The sequence below is a fragment of the Microcoleus sp. LAD1_D3 genome, assembly GCF_036702135.1.
Lineage (GTDB): Bacteria > Cyanobacteriota > Cyanobacteriia > Cyanobacteriales > Microcoleaceae > Microcoleus.
Genome location: NZ_JAUBSB010000016.1, coordinates 35894 through 53407, shown reverse-complemented (window position 1 = coordinate 53407; position 17514 = coordinate 35894). Strand labels below are relative to the sequence as shown.

At 43.1% G+C, this 17514-nt stretch carries 9 protein-coding genes and 1 CRISPR repeat array (1 of these 10 running past the window's edge); all 9 genes read left to right on the top strand.

The annotated features are described in order from the left end of the window. The first annotated feature begins 75 nt into the window (after positions 1–75). The 9 genes from QUA74_RS12050 to cas2 all read left to right on the top strand — a co-directional run bounded on the left by QUA74_RS12050 (position 76) and on the right by cas2 (position 10269). The gene (locus QUA74_RS12050) at positions 76–285 is read left to right on the top strand and encodes a hypothetical protein (RefSeq protein ID WP_333228775.1); all 210 of its coding nucleotides are present in this window, start codon (positions 76–78) and stop codon (positions 283–285) included. 69 nt (positions 286–354) lie between these two features. Beyond that, positions 355–2895: a hypothetical protein gene (locus QUA74_RS12045; RefSeq protein ID WP_333328672.1), complete on the top strand. Its 2541-nt coding sequence runs from the start codon at positions 355–357 to the stop codon at positions 2893–2895. 2 nt (positions 2896–2897) lie between these two features. Continuing rightward, positions 2898–3842 (top strand): hypothetical protein, encoded by a 945-nt coding sequence (locus tag QUA74_RS12040; protein ID WP_333328669.1) that lies wholly within the window; start codon positions 2898–2900, stop codon positions 3840–3842. A 3-nt stretch (positions 3843–3845) separates the two neighbouring features. After that, positions 3846–4658 (top strand): hypothetical protein, encoded by an 813-nt coding sequence (locus QUA74_RS12035; protein WP_333328667.1) that lies wholly within the window; start codon positions 3846–3848, stop codon positions 4656–4658. A gap of 4 nt (positions 4659–4662) precedes the next feature. Then, the gene (cas3, locus tag QUA74_RS12030; protein WP_333328665.1) at positions 4663–7380 is read left to right on the top strand and encodes a CRISPR-associated helicase Cas3'; all 2718 of its coding nucleotides are present in this window, start codon (positions 4663–4665) and stop codon (positions 7378–7380) included. A gap of 43 nt (positions 7381–7423) precedes the next feature. After that, the gene (gene cas6, locus QUA74_RS12025) at positions 7424–8260 is read left to right on the top strand and encodes a CRISPR-associated endoribonuclease Cas6 (protein WP_333328661.1); all 837 of its coding nucleotides are present in this window, start codon (positions 7424–7426) and stop codon (positions 8258–8260) included. Between the two features lie 100 nt (positions 8261–8360). Further along, positions 8361–8954, top strand: coding sequence for a CRISPR-associated protein Cas4 (gene cas4 / locus QUA74_RS12020; RefSeq protein WP_333328658.1), 594 nt, complete (start codon positions 8361–8363; stop codon positions 8952–8954). A 22-nt stretch (positions 8955–8976) separates the two neighbouring features. Beyond that, positions 8977–9981 carry a type I-D CRISPR-associated endonuclease Cas1d gene (gene cas1d, locus QUA74_RS12015; protein ID WP_333328655.1) on the top strand — a complete coding sequence of 335 codons (1005 nt, stop codon included), beginning with the start codon at positions 8977–8979 and terminating at the stop codon, positions 9979–9981. Positions 9982–9996: 15 nt separating this feature from the next. Continuing rightward, positions 9997–10269: a CRISPR-associated endonuclease Cas2 gene (gene cas2, locus QUA74_RS12010; protein ID WP_333328652.1), complete on the top strand. Its 273-nt coding sequence runs from the start codon at positions 9997–9999 to the stop codon at positions 10267–10269. A gap of 254 nt (positions 10270–10523) precedes the next feature. Beyond that, positions 10524–17514: direct repeats of the CRISPR family, unit length 37 nt; unit sequence GCCGAAAACAACCTAAAACCCTATCAGGGATTGAAAC; it runs 274 nt beyond the window's last position.

Genomic DNA, 17514 nt, shown 5'->3' with positions numbered 1-17514 from the left:
TTGCATTATTCATAATAATCTGCAATACTCTACTTATTGTACTTAAGAAAGCCTGACAGCTTAAGGCAGCCTGCCATGAAAGAAAGTCTTACTGATCGCCTACTGCAACTGATGTCCGATGGGCAGTGGCACTCAACAGAGGAACTGGTGGCAAAAATCAGTCATCGGTTTTCCGCAACGCAGCACGTTTTGAAGAAGCGGGGTTACAAGTTTGATAAGCGACGGATAGAAGGACAGCACCACGAATATCGGTTGGTGACGAGTCCGAAAGCGAGCGCTTCTTAAATAAACTTTCTCAGATATTGGGGGTAGTATCTACTACTCCTAATATTCAGCTACTGGAGGTAAATGACTGTGAATTGGAAGCAACTCTCTTTGTTTGATGATTTGGATGAACAGCCTCAAAAAGTCTCAAATGAAGACGCTATGGATGAGATTACTAACTCTGACATCAGCATTCTTTTGAGTGCCTTAGCTGCTAAAGTTATTTCTGACCGTCAAAAATCAGAAGTAATTAGTAAATTAGCAAATCAGTCAGAGGCGGTAGCGATCGCGCATTCCTTCAGCGACTCTGGTCTAGTTAGAGAACTCAGACTCAGGCGCAGTCAAGAAAAAACTCAGCTACCAAAACTCACTTTCACAGGTGATCGCGTTATCTATCAAAATCAAGAAATTGGCAAAACTCAGATTCTGTACAAATCGGCGTTACCAGGAGAGCTACAGGCAAGATTATCTATTGAAAGCGCCATAGATAGATTTTTAGAGTATTTGCAGAAGCAATATCAAATAGCGGTACTCCATGAAAGTGACTATCACGTACAGGTTTTTATTCCTCATCGAAAAGCACCAGCCGACTTTAGTCAATATTGGCGAGAGTTCATCGAAAACATTGCTTTCTCAACTTATGGTCATACCAAGCACAATTTACCAGGATTAGTACAGACATTCATTGTCATGCTCAATAGTGTCACTCTAGCCGGACGCGGTTTCAGTACCTTGGAAATTCCGATTTTGACACAAGAGCAATCTAATGTTTTAGCCGCTTGGTATTTGGCAGTTGTTAGGGAGGTAAAAAAGCGTCAAACAGAGCGTCAGAAGCAAATTAAGTCTCTCCAAATAGAAATAGATAATCCTGATACAACTGATAAAGACCGCAATTCTTCAGAAAAAAAATTGCTAGAAAAGGAGGAGATGCAGTTAAAGGAAGCGAAAAAGTACAACGAAGCTTTTCAAAAGTCCTTTGGTAAAGTCCTGGAGGATCAACAGTCTATAGGGCAAGAGCTAAATCAAATTAAAAGTGAATTGGCCGACTCAGGGTTAACGAAAGCACAGAGGAATAAGTTACACAAACAGCAAGACAAGCTAGTTCCTCAAATTATTTTTACTCAAGAGTCAGTCCAGCAAAAAATTCGATTGCTCGCAGAGTCAGATGGTGAACCATTTAAGTTTATTCAGTGCGATCGCCAACAAAACCCCGCTCGGTTCAAAGACATTGTTAACATTTCTAAAAGTTTCACTAAAACGGCTACAGACCAGATCAATGCAACTCGTGGAGATATTTTTACTCAGTGTATTTTAGAGATGTATCGCCTGTTGGAAAATCCGCCAAGCGATCCACGCCCTGAACCATTGCTGAGTGAACAGCCAAGTATCAAAGAAGTGCGCTCGGCTGGAGATGACGGGAAAGATTTTTGCTATTCCTGCGGCGTTACTCTCCCAAATGCTAAATGGAAAGTGGCCAGATTTATGTTCGAGCGACCCTCCCAGCGTCGTCAATCGTCATCAAGCGAAGATCGACCCTATATTTGTGCTTCCTGTTCAGCTTTAGCATTTGCTTCACCCCTAAAAGTTACTGATGAAAGCATCATTTTGAAACTTGAACCTGTCAATCAAAGGGAGGCAGAAAAGTTAAAAGTTAAAGACTACATTAGAATGTTAACCAATAAAGAGTTACATTTAAGTGCAGGTCGATATGTAGTCCTAGCCTCAGATCGAACAGGTGGCGGTGATTTAGCATCCCAGAAACTCGGTCAGGTTCAATATGCACTAGCCAAAGTAGCTTCAATTTTTCCCCTTGAGGTTTTAGCTGATTTTAAATTCTCGCTAATTATTCAGGGAAGTCAGCCAAAACAGTTAGCCAGCAGACATCTAGTTTTTATTAAGGGATTTATTGAAGGCTACAACCAATCAATTGTAATTACTGGCAAGGAAATTAATATGACTCTAGGCGATGCTGTTCGTTATATAGAGGATGATTTACCATTTCTGGCTGAATATGCTGTGACAAAGGCTGCCACTAAAGTTAACTATTTGCAACTAGAGAAAGTTCGCCAACGTTACTGGGAAATCTTTGAAAACAACTTAGAATCACAACGAGTAAATATGAATTCATCAAATCAACCGGCTCCACGAGCAAAATTATATAGGGATGTCACGGCTTTAACTGGCTTAACCTATGCCTTTGCTCAATCTTTAGAAAGTACAGCTAAAAAGGCAATGAAAATAGAAGATGCAGAAAGAGAAGTAAGTAAAATCATTGAAAAAGTGGATGATGCCGTTGCTTTTTGCTACTACGCCACCCTTGGCGATGAGAAAAAAACAAATGTCCAAGCAAGACTTTATTGCAACCCTGAAAACTACTTTGTTTATGAACAGACAAAGAAATTATTGGAGGAATTGAAAATTTTCAACCGAGAAGACAAAGATAACGAAAAACAGCAAACGTGGCTAACGCTCTACGCTGATGATGTCATGAAAGCTTATACCTACTTTGCTGAAAATGGCTACAGTCAAGAGCGAGAGTGGAAGGAGTTAACTTATAACTTAAAACTTTCTCTCTACACTCGTTTTCCTGAATTGGTTCGCCCAGTGAAATCTACAACGGATAAAAACTAATCATGGCTGCTAAAAAATCTCAAACAACTAACGATCAAACTGAAAACGGTTCTGAGACGGCTAAGGAATTCAAAGTAACCAGTGGATTACCCAGAACAGATGAAAAGAACCCTCGTATGCACTTTGATATTTATGCCATTCTTGAAGGTTCGCAGGAGCTTTATTTTGGACATGAAGTACAAGTCAATGTCAATTTAGTGGAGATAGTGAAGCTAACTACTAAGGATGGGAAATCTATCGAAAAATGTTATATTTCCCCAACGAAACGGCGAGGCGTGGAGCGACGTTGCTTGCTTTGGGCACCTGTGAAAAGTGGGGAATTGCTAGGAGATAAACAACAGTGTGGCATTCCCAAAACTTGCGCTAAACCTGCCTGTCCTATTTGCGCTTCCTATGGCGCACTTGACCCAGGAAAAAGCACTTTAATTGGTCGTGTTACTCACGGTGGCGGTGTTGCTGTCCAAGATATCTACCCAGTAGAGAAGCAACGGGCAATGCACCCGGCACGTCTAGTAAATCAAAAAGATGAAACGCCGATACCATTTAAGCGTCAGTACAATCAGCCCGGTATCCTCTATCCAGTTTCTAACCATGCGTTGAGTGTTACTGATAAAGATTTTTCCTCTGTTGCCTATGCTTTTCTGGATTCCTTACCACGCATTGGTTCAGGAAATCCCAAGGGAATCGCGATCGCAGAATCTGAGAACCAAACGCCTCTGCTAGTTATCGATCGCTACTTAGTACCCAGAGGAAAACGCCCGATTATTTCTCCATCTGTAACCGATCCAGAACAAGCGATCGCAGACTTTATGCGCCTTGCCCAATATCCAGAAGATAATACCGATCGCATCCAAGCAACTTACTTCGATCGCTGGATTGGAAATGCAGCATTAGAGAAATTACAAGAATACGCCGCGAACTTCGTTGAAACTGTTTTACAGGCGTGATCTATGTATTGCATAAAACTCACCATCACACCTACGGCAGCCATGACATTCCGCATTCTGCCGGGATCAATTCTCAATATTACCACCTATCCTTTTGTCCCACCGACAACTCTATCGGGATTCTTACGAAGGCTAGGAATGCTCAGTGTAGGGTTAGAAATTCCTGAAACTCGAATCAACAAAGATGACCCCCCATTTTATGCTTTACCCCGTCATTATGTTGCGCTAGGAGCCTATCCTAGCTTAAACACTTGGCGGGGAGTGCATAAAACCTATCGCAAAGGAATGCGCGAATTTAATCACGATGTATTTTCCCGCTTGTATGTGGAAAAAGACAAAGCAAACTTTCAACTTCACACTTGGGAATATTTAATTGTAGAGGAACTGACGGGCTATGTCGTCAGCGCATCTTTACAAGGTTTAGAACATTTCCAAGACTTAGAAACCTACGGCTGCAAACTGGGTAAAGAAGGCTTTGCCGTTGTGACAGAAGTTTTTCAGCCCATTGAGTTAAAGCGCGAAACAGTTACAGCTTATCCATCAACAATTGTCCCGATGGAAGCACTGTTACAGAGTTCTCAGTTTGTTGGAGGTTGCGATATTTACAACTTGTACCGTTACAACTGGTCTGCTGGTTCTGAAATTGATTCAGAAACAGAGGGATTTTTAGACCAAAATCGCACTCCTGTAGATGGATTTATTCCTTTTGTTGCCGCTTACTACCCGCAATCTTTTAACTCTCCACCTACTCTTGATTGCTACACCGACGGAGAAATTTATATCCCCGTTTCCCTTATCAACCTGCTAAGAGATTAAGTTTATGGCTAAGTCAGAACGTCAGCGTCCCTATAATTTTGGTCGTGTCTTTTTTCCTAGTGACCCCAATCCAGAGCCCGCAATTCCTAATGAAATCCGTTTTCAGCCTCTGGGCAATCATGTGGGGAATGTCATCAAGTTAGTTGAATACTGGGATCGAGATGACTTTCCTTGTTCCTCATCCTTTGAACGGGTTAAGGAAGCAGCCAAAATTCACGACAAAGGCAAACCACAAAAGTTTGATCTGCGAGTTGAAACTACCAGCAAAGGCATTTTCCAAAAATATATTTACTCTTTCAGAGGACATCGGTATTTAGCAGAAAGCAAAGATGCGTGGGCTGAGTCTTTGGCGAAAGGACACCACGATTTTTCGGTTAAAGATATCTGTCGTGATACTTATGAATTAAAGAAACATCCAGAGTATGTAAAAAATCTCGCCAAAGAACCTTTAGCTTATGCACGAGAACTTTACATTTTAGAAATGTGCGATCAAATAGAAGCTGAGTTAGCTTGTCGGGTAATTGGAGATGACGAGCAAGCCGAGTCGCGCACTTTCATGGATTATACCATTGCTAAGGATGATTCCGAGCAAAATGTTTATCGAGTTGACCCTTGGATTTTCTCGCCAGACCAAATTGAATTAACTTTTGACTATTGGTTGTTTTGTCTTTCTGAGGATGACAAGGCTGAGTTGAAAAAATGTCGCACAGAAAATCGAGATATTGACTTAGGGAAAAAGTTAGACGCAATTGCTAAACAATGGTGGCAAAAGCAGCAAGGTCAGCCAGAAAAAGCAGAACCTCGAAAAGTGACCCTCAAACCTTATGTGTCAAACAAGCAGTTTCAAAACCGAGATTGTGAGTTTTGGTATCAGCAGTTAGCTGGATTTGCACCTAACCCCATGCAAAAAATGATTTTTGAGGTAATTGAACAGGCAGAAAATCCCGCTTTTTTGCTCAAATCGGCTACTGGTTCGGGAAAGTTTGAAGCGATTTTATTTCCGGCATTATCAAAAAATAGTCGTTTAATTTTGCCACTACCTGCTAGGAGTTTAATAGAAGACCAAAAACAGCGAATTGAAAAGTATTTAAAACGTTTTTCTGAGCTGAATCCAGACCGTGAAATCTCTTTAGTCATCGATACTGGCTCTCAAATGCAACGCTGGGTTTATCGCAATGGAAAAGAGGAACCTAAACCGAGGACTTACAACCCCAGACGGCATCTTTACAAGGCAGATGTCATTTTAACGACATTGGACAAATTTCTCTACCGTTATTTCGCCTTTGGAGACCAGCAAAAGTCTTTTGTATTTCCCTTGAGAATTCACCGGGACAAAACTGGCGATGAAAAAACTCTCATCTGTTTTGATGAGGCTCACAGTTACGATGAGATAGCATTTACAAATTTTCAAAGTTTAGTAAAGTCACTTTATGAAGCTGGGCGATCGCTCATTCTGATGACAGCTACCATGCCACCAGAATATATAGACCGCTTCGATTACTTGGATGTAATTGATTTCATTGATAATCCTAGTAACGCTGAAGCACTCCGCCAATTTCAGCAGCGAACATTAAAGCAATCTTATCCAGAAGAAAGAAGCTTTGAATGGCTCAGCAACATTAAAAGAAATGTACATAATCCTCAGATTTTCCCGGAGCAAATTGCTCAACTTGTTCTCAAAGAATGGAAAGCTAAAATTAATCGCAGGATAATTGCTGTTGTTGAAACGGTCAAAGATGCAGCAGTCATTTACCAGCAAGTTCAATCGGAGTTAATTTCTAGCACCGACGATTGGGGACAATTATTGTTCTTGTATCACGGCAGGATTGACCACCATCTTAGACCCGAACTATACCGACAATTGAAAAGTAGAGATGACGACGAGCGACCTTATATTTTGATAACTACCAGTGCGATCGAGGTTGGTTGCGATTTGAATAGTGAGGTCTTAATTTCGGAAATTTGCCCGCCGGAAAACCTGATTCAAAGAGCGGGACGCTGCAACCGTCGAGGTAATATTTCTGATGCTAAGGTGATTTTGGTGGGGAATGCTATCCAAGAATTTGCTAATATGCTGGATGAGTCTGGATGGCTAACTTATCAAGATACTCTGCAACAGCTAACTCAATTTGAAACTCAGAAAATCGCTAAATGTATTTCGCGATCGCACTACGTTGATGACTACCGAGTAGTCGAACTATTCTCCATGCTCCATGACTATGTTTATAGTGCTGACTTAACTTGTCAACCCGCTCACGAAAAAGGGTTAGTCGTTACTCGGAGTTGGACACCATCCGCAACATTAGTTTATGACGATGGAACTCACGGCGACAAAATTGAAAATATGCCTCAAGTGACAGTGCCCATTGATCGTTTAACCATCAAAAAAGACAATATCAATCAGTATGCCAATACTCATGTTTATGAACGCTATTATGACCAAGAAAATACACGATGGAAACTGGGAGACTTACGCTGGGGCTTTGCCTATCAAAAAGATATTATCATCAAAATAAATCGAAGTAATGATGGTGCATCCATGCTAGATGGCAATCCAGAATATTCCTATAACCCAGAACTAGGTTTTGTAGAACTGCCGGGAGTTTTTATCAAGATGAGAACAAATGGGTTTGAGGAAAAATTATTATATCAGTATGGCAACACGGCTCAGAAAAAATCAGTAATTATTACCTACACCAAGGCATTAGAGGAGACGAGTTAACAGCGATCGCACCCTAATCAACAATCACCAACCATTAACCAATATGCCACACAGCCTCGTCCTAAACATCCTTCCCCTGGCCCCAATTCCCCCCGGATACCTCACCGGAAGACACCTGCACGCTCTCTTCCTCACCCTCGTGAGTTCCGTTGACAAAAAACTCGGCGATTACCTCCACGAAGCCACCGCCCAAAAATCCTTCACCCTCAGCCCTTTGCAAACTAAAAAATGCCCTTTCAAAAAACACCATTTCCTGCAATGGGAACACACAGAACCGATTCCAGAACACACCCTCTGTTGGTGGCGGATTACTCTGCTGGATGACTCTTTATTTGGCAAGTTAACTAACCTTTGGCTGAATCTCAATCCCTCGAAGCCTTGGCATTTGGGCCCTGCGGATTTGCTGATTGCAAAAATCTTAGGCACTCCTCAGTTAGATCAACCTTGGGCTAATGCTTGCACTTACTCTCAACTTTACGAACAAGCTTCGGAAACTAACCGCTTAATTGCTTTCAGTTTTGCGACTCCTACTACCTTTCGACAGGGAAAATTTGATTCGGTGATTCCTACTAGAGACTGCGTTTTTAATAGTCTCCTCAGTCGGTGGAATAAGTATAGCCCGATCGCCATTCCGGATCTTTCCTTCGATGCACTTTTTTCGACATTTGTCAATATCCGAAGTGAAAAGTTGACTAACTATCAAAGCGATTTTGTCGGCATGGTTGGAGAGGTTAGTTATCGGATTTTGGGAGATGTGGAGCCTTTAGTGATTAAGCAAATTAATGCTTTGGCTGATTTTGCTGTTTACTGCGGGGTGGGGAGGAAAACTCCGATGGGGATGGGAATGACTAGGCGAATAGTTGTTAAAAAAAGTTCTTGAAACTTAACGTAAAACCCATAGTCCGGCAGGGGTTGAAACCCCTGGTGGACTGGCGGATAACTAATTCCCAATTACTAATCTCCTACAAACCATCACAATTATGAACGATTATGATTACATTTCGATCGCAACTCTCAACCAGTATTCTTACTGTCCTCACCGCTGTTGGCGAATGTCTTGCGCTGGAGAATTCACGGATAATCAGTATACCATTGAAGGGACAAGTTTGCACGATCGCGTTCATACGATGGGCGAAATTAACCGCGATGAAACTTGGCAGGTTCGGGCGATTTGGCTGAAGTCTGAGAAGTATAAACTGATTGGTAAATCGGATTTGATTGAGTCGGCTGAGGGTGAGATTTATCCCGTGGAATATAAGCGGGGACGGAAGGGGGAATGGGATAATGATGAGTTGCAAGTTTGCGCTCAAGCGCTTTGTTTGGAGGAGATGACGGGGAAAACTATTGCGACTGGATATGTGTATTACGCGCAGTCGCATCAGCGGCAATTAGTCGAGATTTCTGAGGGTTTGAGACAGGATGCGATCGCAACTATTGAAAAAGTCGGTGCTCTTTGGCGATCGGGAAATATCCCTTTACCAGTTTACAGCGCTCGGTGTACGGGATGCAGTCTTTTTCCCCAATGTCTGCCCCAAGCTGCGGCCAAAGTCAACCGCTATCAAGAAGCAAGTTAACCTGCAAATAGGAGATTTCACAATGGGAACAGTTTACATTACTCAAGAAGATGCTTTTATTGGCAAAGTGGATGAACGTCTGACCGTTAAAGCTGATAAAAAAAATCTCTTGGACGTGCCATTAATTAAGATTGATGGTGTTGTTGCATTGGGACGGGCTACAGTTTCGCCGGCTGTTGTTGTGGAACTGTTGGAACGTCACATTCCTTTAAGTTTTTTGACTGTAAACGGACGTTATTTGGGGAGGTTGGAACCGGAAATGACGAAAAATATTTTTGTGCGAAAAGCTCAGTGGCAAGCGGCTGGGGAATCGGAACAAGCCGTGCATTTAGTTAGGGGATTTGTACGGGGAAAACTCAAGAATTACCGCAATACTTTGTTAGAATGTCAGCGAAAATATTCTCCCCAGGAATTTGAAAAGCCGATCGCCCAATTGAAACAAGTAATTGCGTCTATTGACAAAACTTCCAGTATTAATTCTCTGCGAGGATTGGAGGGGGCGGGTAGTGCGACTTATTTTGGCTGCTTCAATCAACTGATTCGGGTGCCGGATTTTAGCTTTGAAGTTCGCCGCCGCCGTCCGCCTACTGACGCGGTAAATTCTCTGTTAAGTTTGGGATATTCTCTGCTGCGGCACGATGTTCAAAGTGCGGTGAATATTGTGGGGTTTGATCCGTATTTGGGATATTTGCATTTTGAGCGCTATGGCCGTCCTTCCTTAGCGCTGGATTTGATGGAAGAATTTCGGCCTTTGGTAGTTGATGCTGTAGTGTTGACGGCGATTAATTTGCAGAAAGTTTCGCCTAATGATTTTACAGCAGAACCGTTGAGCGGGGCGGTTTCTTTGACAAAAGAAGCGCTGCACAATTTTTTGCGACTTTACGAACAAAAGAAACAGTCAAAGTTCAAGCATCCAGTGATGGGAAAGTTGTGTACTTATCAAGAAGCTTTTGAAATTCAAGGGCGGTTGATGGCTAAGTATTTGATGGGTGAAGTTGATAAGTATCCGCCTTTGATTCTTAAATAGGGAGGCGATCGAGTTATGTTTGTTTTGGTTTGCTACGATATATCTGAGGACAAGCGCCGCACTAAGATTCACAACATTCTCAAGTCTTATGGGGAATGGAAGCAGTATTCGGTGTTTCATTGCGAGGTGACGGATACTCAGTATGCCCGGATGCGCCAACGTTTGAGTAAGGTGATTAAGTCAGAAGAAGATAGCATCCTGTTTCACTATTTGTGCGCTTGCTGTCAGGGCAAGATCGAGCGGATTGGCGGCCGGGCACCGCTGGATACTACGATTTTTATGGTTTGATTTTGCGTCTGGCTGTAGGTGTTGAACGGAGGGGGTGAATTTTAAGGGCTGAGAGCTTTACTAGGACTGGGTTTGCGGTGGTTTGTACCTCATGAGGCTCAGACGCAAATGCTGAAAGCTTTACGGGAAGAGAGTTTGAGGTCTATTTGAATTTTACCCCCTTGACAGAGCGATCGCTGAAACGGTATATTGATTGCAGTCAGACGCAACTGAACCTTGAAAACCTTATATTTCAAGCCTCCCAGACCCCGGCAGCCGAAAACAACCTAAAACCCTATCAGGGATTGAAACAGAAGCTCGCAGCATAGCGGCAATTTCCGAAGGCCGAAAACAACCTAAAACCCTATCAGGGATTGAAACTACCGCTGCGAATGCTTTAGATTATTTTTTAGAGGGCCGAAAACAACCTAAAACCCTATCAGGGATTGAAACTCACTCAGAACGAGTTGACGGGCGCTTTTGCCGTGCCGAAAACAACCTAAAACCCTATCAGGGATTGAAACTCGACGAATCAATTCCTGTGCTGCCCCATCCACAATCATTCATCATGCCGAAAACAACCTAAAACCCTATCAGGGATTGAAACCGTGAGCGAGGCATTGTTTCCTACCAGTTCGTAGTCATGCCGAAAACAACCTAAAACCCTATCAGGGATTGAAACGAAAAATACTTCAACGAATTAAACTTTGCATTTTATGGCCGAAAACAACCTAAAACCCTATCAGGGATTGAAACGAGGTCTATCTGTCGCTCATTTCCTTCGCCGAAGCCGAAAACAACCTAAAACCCTATCAGGGATTGAAACATCAAAAACAAATTGCCCAAACCGAGCCTCGGAGCCGAAAACAACCTAAAACCCTATCAGGGATTGAAACACCTCGCTGCTGGGTGAACAGCGCCGATCGCTTCCGCCGAAAACAACCTAAAACCCTATCAGGGATTGAAACAACCCCCGCAACCTGTGCCAGAAGGCGCTTTGTGCCGAAAACAACCTAAAACCCTATCAGGGATTGAAACCGATTAAATTTGCCTTTAAGGTCGAACCATTTGTGCCGAAAACAACCTAAAACCCTATCAGGGATTGAAACTCCCACAACCTGAGCTAAGTCAGCGCGCGAAAGGCCGAAAACAACCTAAAACCCTATCAGGGATTGAAACTTCAAAATATTAATTCGATCTATCGTCATTTCTCGCCGAAAACAACCTAAAACCCTATCAGGGATTGAAACGATCGGCTTAAAGTGGGAGCAAGTCGAACCCGAAGCCGAAAACAACCTAAAACCCTATCAGGGATTGAAACAAAAGCGCTTTACCAAAGGCGGGGGTGTTAAGCTTGCCGAAAACAACCTAAAACCCTATCAGGGATTGAAACGGCAAATTACTGAGTACGAGTGCCAAAGCTCTGAGCCGAAAACAACCTAAAACCCTATCAGGGATTGAAACTTGAGTGTGAAAATTATCTGTTCTAGTTGTCATCAGGCCGAAAACAACCTAAAACCCTATCAGGGATTGAAACATCAACAACGGTGAGAGCGATCGCCTGCTGGCACAATGCCGAAAACAACCTAAAACCCTATCAGGGATTGAAACACTCAGGTCGGAGACTCTTTTGTGGTGTAGCTAGAGCCGAAAACAACCTAAAACCCTATCAGGGATTGAAACAATCTCCCCCAACTCATCGCACTGCTTTTAGTCGCGGCCGAAAACAACCTAAAACCCTATCAGGGATTGAAACTCGCTGTCGGTATGTTAATAGCTTGGTTTATCTGCCGAAAACAACCTAAAACCCTATCAGGGATTGAAACGCCAGAATATTAGCTAAAAGTGACATCACATTTACCGCCGAAAACAACCTAAAACCCTATCAGGGATTGAAACAAATTCTGAAGAGTCGAATGCTGTGATACTCATGCCGAAAACAACCTAAAACCCTATCAGGGATTGAAACGCTCATATCCAACCCCCTTAATTAACCTGGTACAGGCCGAAAACAACCTAAAACCCTATCAGGGATTGAAACTTTGCCGTGGATGCCTCTTGCGTGACATTGCAGAGCCGAAAACAACCTAAAACCCTATCAGGGATTGAAACCACGACGGCACACACAACATTGACAAATCGGTAGTGAGCCGAAAACAACCTAAAACCCTATCAGGGATTGAAACGCTGCTGCTGTGCACTTTTAGATTGAAGCAGTAAAAACTGGTTGCAGTAAGCCGAAAACAACCTAAAACCCTATCAGGGATTGAAACTGGAGCCGAATAATTATGACACAGGATGTCGATCGCAAGCCGAAAACAACCTAAAACCCTATCAGGGATTGAAACTCTACATTACACGATGTAGTACAGCTCATGCCTAGAAAAAATGCCGAAAACAACCTAAAACCCTATCAGGGATTGAAACCTAACCTTCTAAGTTCCATTAGTTCGCCCCCTGCAACGCCGAAAACAACCTAAAACCCTATCAGGGATTGAAACAAGGCATGACAAAGGCGATCGCAATCTTCAACAATGCCGAAAACAACCTAAAACCCTATCAGGGATTGAAACATGGGCCGTCAATGTCGACTGCCAGCAATCCATGCCGAAAACAACCTAAAACCCTATCAGGGATTGAAACGAGTGATTCGTTTCGACCAATTGGTAAGCAGTTGCCGAAAACAACCTAAAACCCTATCAGGGATTGAAACAAATCTCCAAGCAGCCGGCCACCATTTCCAGGCAAGCCGAAAACAACCTAAAACCCTATCAGGGATTGAAACTCTGAATAGTATTCGGGCAAGGTGATAATAATTGAGCCGAAAACAACCTAAAACCCTATCAGGGATTGAAACGCCACCGTAGGTAATGAAGTCGTTAGTCCCGATCGGGCCGAAAACAACCTAAAACCCTATCAGGGATTGAAACAGAAATACAGCCGATTGGCTAACGAGCCGATCGGGGCCGAAAACAACCTAAAACCCTATCAGGGATTGAAACCCAAAAATACCAGAAATTGCAATCAACGCAACCACAAGCCGAAAACAACCTAAAACCCTATCAGGGATTGAAACGCAGCAGTCGCACCAGTTACCCCGGCTAAAAAAGCCGAAAACAACCTAAAACCCTATCAGGGATTGAAACGCCGAGGGTGCGCTCTGTTGTTGCTTGCTTGCAAGCCGAAAACAACCTAAAACCCTATCAGGGATTGAAACTCCGCTGGCGCTTCGCCTTAACTGGATGCGTGTGCCGAAAACAACCTAAAACCCTATCAGGGATTGAAACATACGCGATAGGCTCGCTCTAAAGCCTCAATATATGCCGAAAACAACCTAAAACCCTATCAGGGATTGAAACGACTCTCACCCGCTACCGACTTAGTAGGGTTCCTGCCGAAAACAACCTAAAACCCTATCAGGGATTGAAACAAAATATTGGCGATCGGGCTTGCCATTGCCACATCCGCCGAAAACAACCTAAAACCCTATCAGGGATTGAAACACCTTGATACAGCGCTGCAAACCTTATACAGAATGCCGAAAACAACCTAAAACCCTATCAGGGATTGAAACCACTTAAAATCCTGTAGTCTCGCTATCGTACTGGCCGAAAACAACCTAAAACCCTATCAGGGATTGAAACATTTTTTGCGGCCAGTAGCCCATATCTTTGTCACGCCGAAAACAACCTAAAACCCTATCAGGGATTGAAACTCTCCTGTGGACATTCCTGCTAATATTTAGAAGGCCGAAAACAACCTAAAACCCTATCAGGGATTGAAACATGGTGTGACAAAGATATGTGGAATCAGACACGCCGAAAACAACCTAAAACCCTATCAGGGATTGAAACGCGAAGAAAAGCTAGTAATCCGTGACTATTTCGATGCCGAAAACAACCTAAAACCCTATCAGGGATTGAAACGTGTAATTACGCTGGCATCTGTCGGGGCGGTTAAGCCGAAAACAACCTAAAACCCTATCAGGGATTGAAACCAGACTGAGCACCCATCACGAGCAAGAGTTCTGCGCCGAAAACAACCTAAAACCCTATCAGGGATTGAAACAAATTTTTGGCTTTGTATCTCCTAGTTCAAACCTTGCCGAAAACAACCTAAAACCCTATCAGGGATTGAAACTTTTTCTAAAGTCCAGCTTTCCTCGATCGGCGCACGCCGAAAACAACCTAAAACCCTATCAGGGATTGAAACTCTCTCAGTATCAGTCCCAAGAAATTACTATCCAGCCGAAAACAACCTAAAACCCTATCAGGGATTGAAACTGGCACAGATAACCTGTGGCTGGTGTTTGCTGAGCCGAAAACAACCTAAAACCCTATCAGGGATTGAAACCACTGGCAAACCGAGACAACACCAGCCCCAAAAAGCCGAAAACAACCTAAAACCCTATCAGGGATTGAAACCTATCCCGCGAGATTGAACCGATGCAATTAAGCGATTAAAAGCCGAAAACAACCTAAAACCCTATCAGGGATTGAAACCCAAGGTAGCCCTAACGCCAATAATAACCCTAAATCAGCCGAAAACAACCTAAAACCCTATCAGGGATTGAAACCCATTTTTAATTGCAACGCTCTCGTCGATCTTGAGAGCCGAAAACAACCTAAAACCCTATCAGGGATTGAAACTGGAACGTCAATTTGCCACCGTCTTTGCCGTCGCGCCGAAAACAACCTAAAACCCTATCAGGGATTGAAACTACAAGAGAAGTGGAAACGGGAGTGGGGATTATGCCGAAAACAACCTAAAACCCTATCAGGGATTGAAACCTCACATTCATTGCGCATAAATTTCGACCATTGGGCCGAAAACAACCTAAAACCCTATCAGGGATTGAAACTGTGCTCATCACGAACGATATCGACGTTGTTGACTTTGGCCGAAAACAACCTAAAACCCTATCAGGGATTGAAACAATGTAGTTGGCCTTTTACTTCACTTCCTCTTATGGCCGAAAACAACCTAAAACCCTATCAGGGATTGAAACAAACACCTGGTGATAAGGATCGAAGTCAGGCTCGCAGCCGAAAACAACCTAAAACCCTATCAGGGATTGAAACTCAAAATATTAATCCGATCCATTGCCATTTCCCGGCCGAAAACAACCTAAAACCCTATCAGGGATTGAAACTATCACTACTGCATTATTCGCTCTCGTGCGATCGTCGCCGAAAACAACCTAAAACCCTATCAGGGATTGAAACATGGCGCGTTGCAGGGGAACTGGTGCAAGTTTTCGGCCGAAAACAACCTAAAACCCTATCAGGGATTGAAACAATTTCGAGGTAGTGGCGGCGGTACAGTTCGCAAAGGCCGAAAACAACCTAAAACCCTATCAGGGATTGAAACTAAATGTGGATGAGAAGGAACTTTTAGGGATGTGCCGAAAACAACCTAAAACCCTATCAGGGATTGAAACAAAAACTCCAATTCCCAAGGCGATTATCGATCGACCGCCGAAAACAACCTAAAACCCTATCAGGGATTGAAACGATCAGGAATTTGGGAGTATTGTGTTCGTCAGAGCCGAAAACAACCTAAAACCCTATCAGGGATTGAAACCTTGTGCTGCCGAATACCATCGACAAATCGATTCGCCGAAAACAACCTAAAACCCTATCAGGGATTGAAACATTGTATTTGATGGCAACGGTGCGCCTTTGCAGCCAGGCCGAAAACAACCTAAAACCCTATCAGGGATTGAAACGAAACAAAGGTAGTCTGCCAACTTCAACAGAATGCTAGCCGAAAACAACCTAAAACCCTATCAGGGATTGAAACGCCACTAAAATCCTGAATTACCTTGAGACAACGGATGCCGAAAACAACCTAAAACCCTATCAGGGATTGAAACAGAGAATTAAAAGCTTTATCAGGAGCAACAACGGGGCCGAAAACAACCTAAAACCCTATCAGGGATTGAAACGGAGAAAAGCCGTAAAGAAAAACTAACTGTGCGTAAGGCCGAAAACAACCTAAAACCCTATCAGGGATTGAAACCTTTTCTTCAATTAATAAGGTGTATTGATCGATGGCCGAAAACAACCTAAAACCCTATCAGGGATTGAAACGGGCTCGTGATGTTCTCTACTACATCCGCACTTCCGAGCCGAAAACAACCTAAAACCCTATCAGGGATTGAAACTACCTCACCAAACTTTAAAATGCGATCAATTAATGCCGAAAACAACCTAAAACCCTATCAGGGATTGAAACTAGCATTGTCTAGCGCTGCACTAGACATGATGCCGCCGAAAACAACCTAAAACCCTATCAGGGATTGAAACACTATGCGTGACTTGCCAATTGAGCAAAAACAACTTGCCGAAAACAACCTAAAACCCTATCAGGGATTGAAACGCTAGATTAGCGGCACTGACTAGGGATGTAATACGCGCCGAAAACAACCTAAAACCCTATCAGGGATTGAAACTCATTTGATTGACTGTGAGATAGGGAATTACAAAGCCGAAAACAACCTAAAACCCTATCAGGGATTGAAACGATGAATTGACGCTTGCACGGCTATGTCGTGAGCGCCGAAAACAACCTAAAACCCTATCAGGGATTGAAACAATTGAACCATGAAAACTCAAGAATTAAGCTACGGCCGAAAACAACCTAAAACCCTATCAGGGATTGAAACATTTGAGTATTTGGCTGTCCCAACAAAATAATGTGCCGAAAACAACCTAAAACCCTATCAGGGATTGAAACGTAGACGCAGCCGGTATCGCGCAAAAACTCGCTTCAGCCGAAAACAACCTAAAACCCTATCAGGGATTGAAACTAACCGATGCAGTACGCTACACGGTAGAAGCAATAGCCGAAAACAACCTAAAACCCTATCAGGGATTGAAACAGCCCCTATTTTTGATTGCCATGCCTAATCTTCCGCCGAAAACAACCTAAAACCCTATCAGGGATTGAAACAACTACTTTCACAGCAACAATCATCGTTGCTGAGCCGAAAACAACCTAAAACCCTATCAGGGATTGAAACCCAAATATGTTTTTAACGCTATCTTTGCCACATTAGCCGAAAACAACCTAAAACCCTATCAGGGATTGAAACAACTCCGCGAAGCTCTGAGAATAGAATTAGACAAAATAGGCCGAAAACAACCTAAAACCCTATCAGGGATTGAAACTGAGATGCTCAATGCGACGACGTGAAAGCATAGGCTCGCCGAAAACAACCTAAAACCCTATCAGGGATTGAAACATCTTTTGGGGCCAGTAACC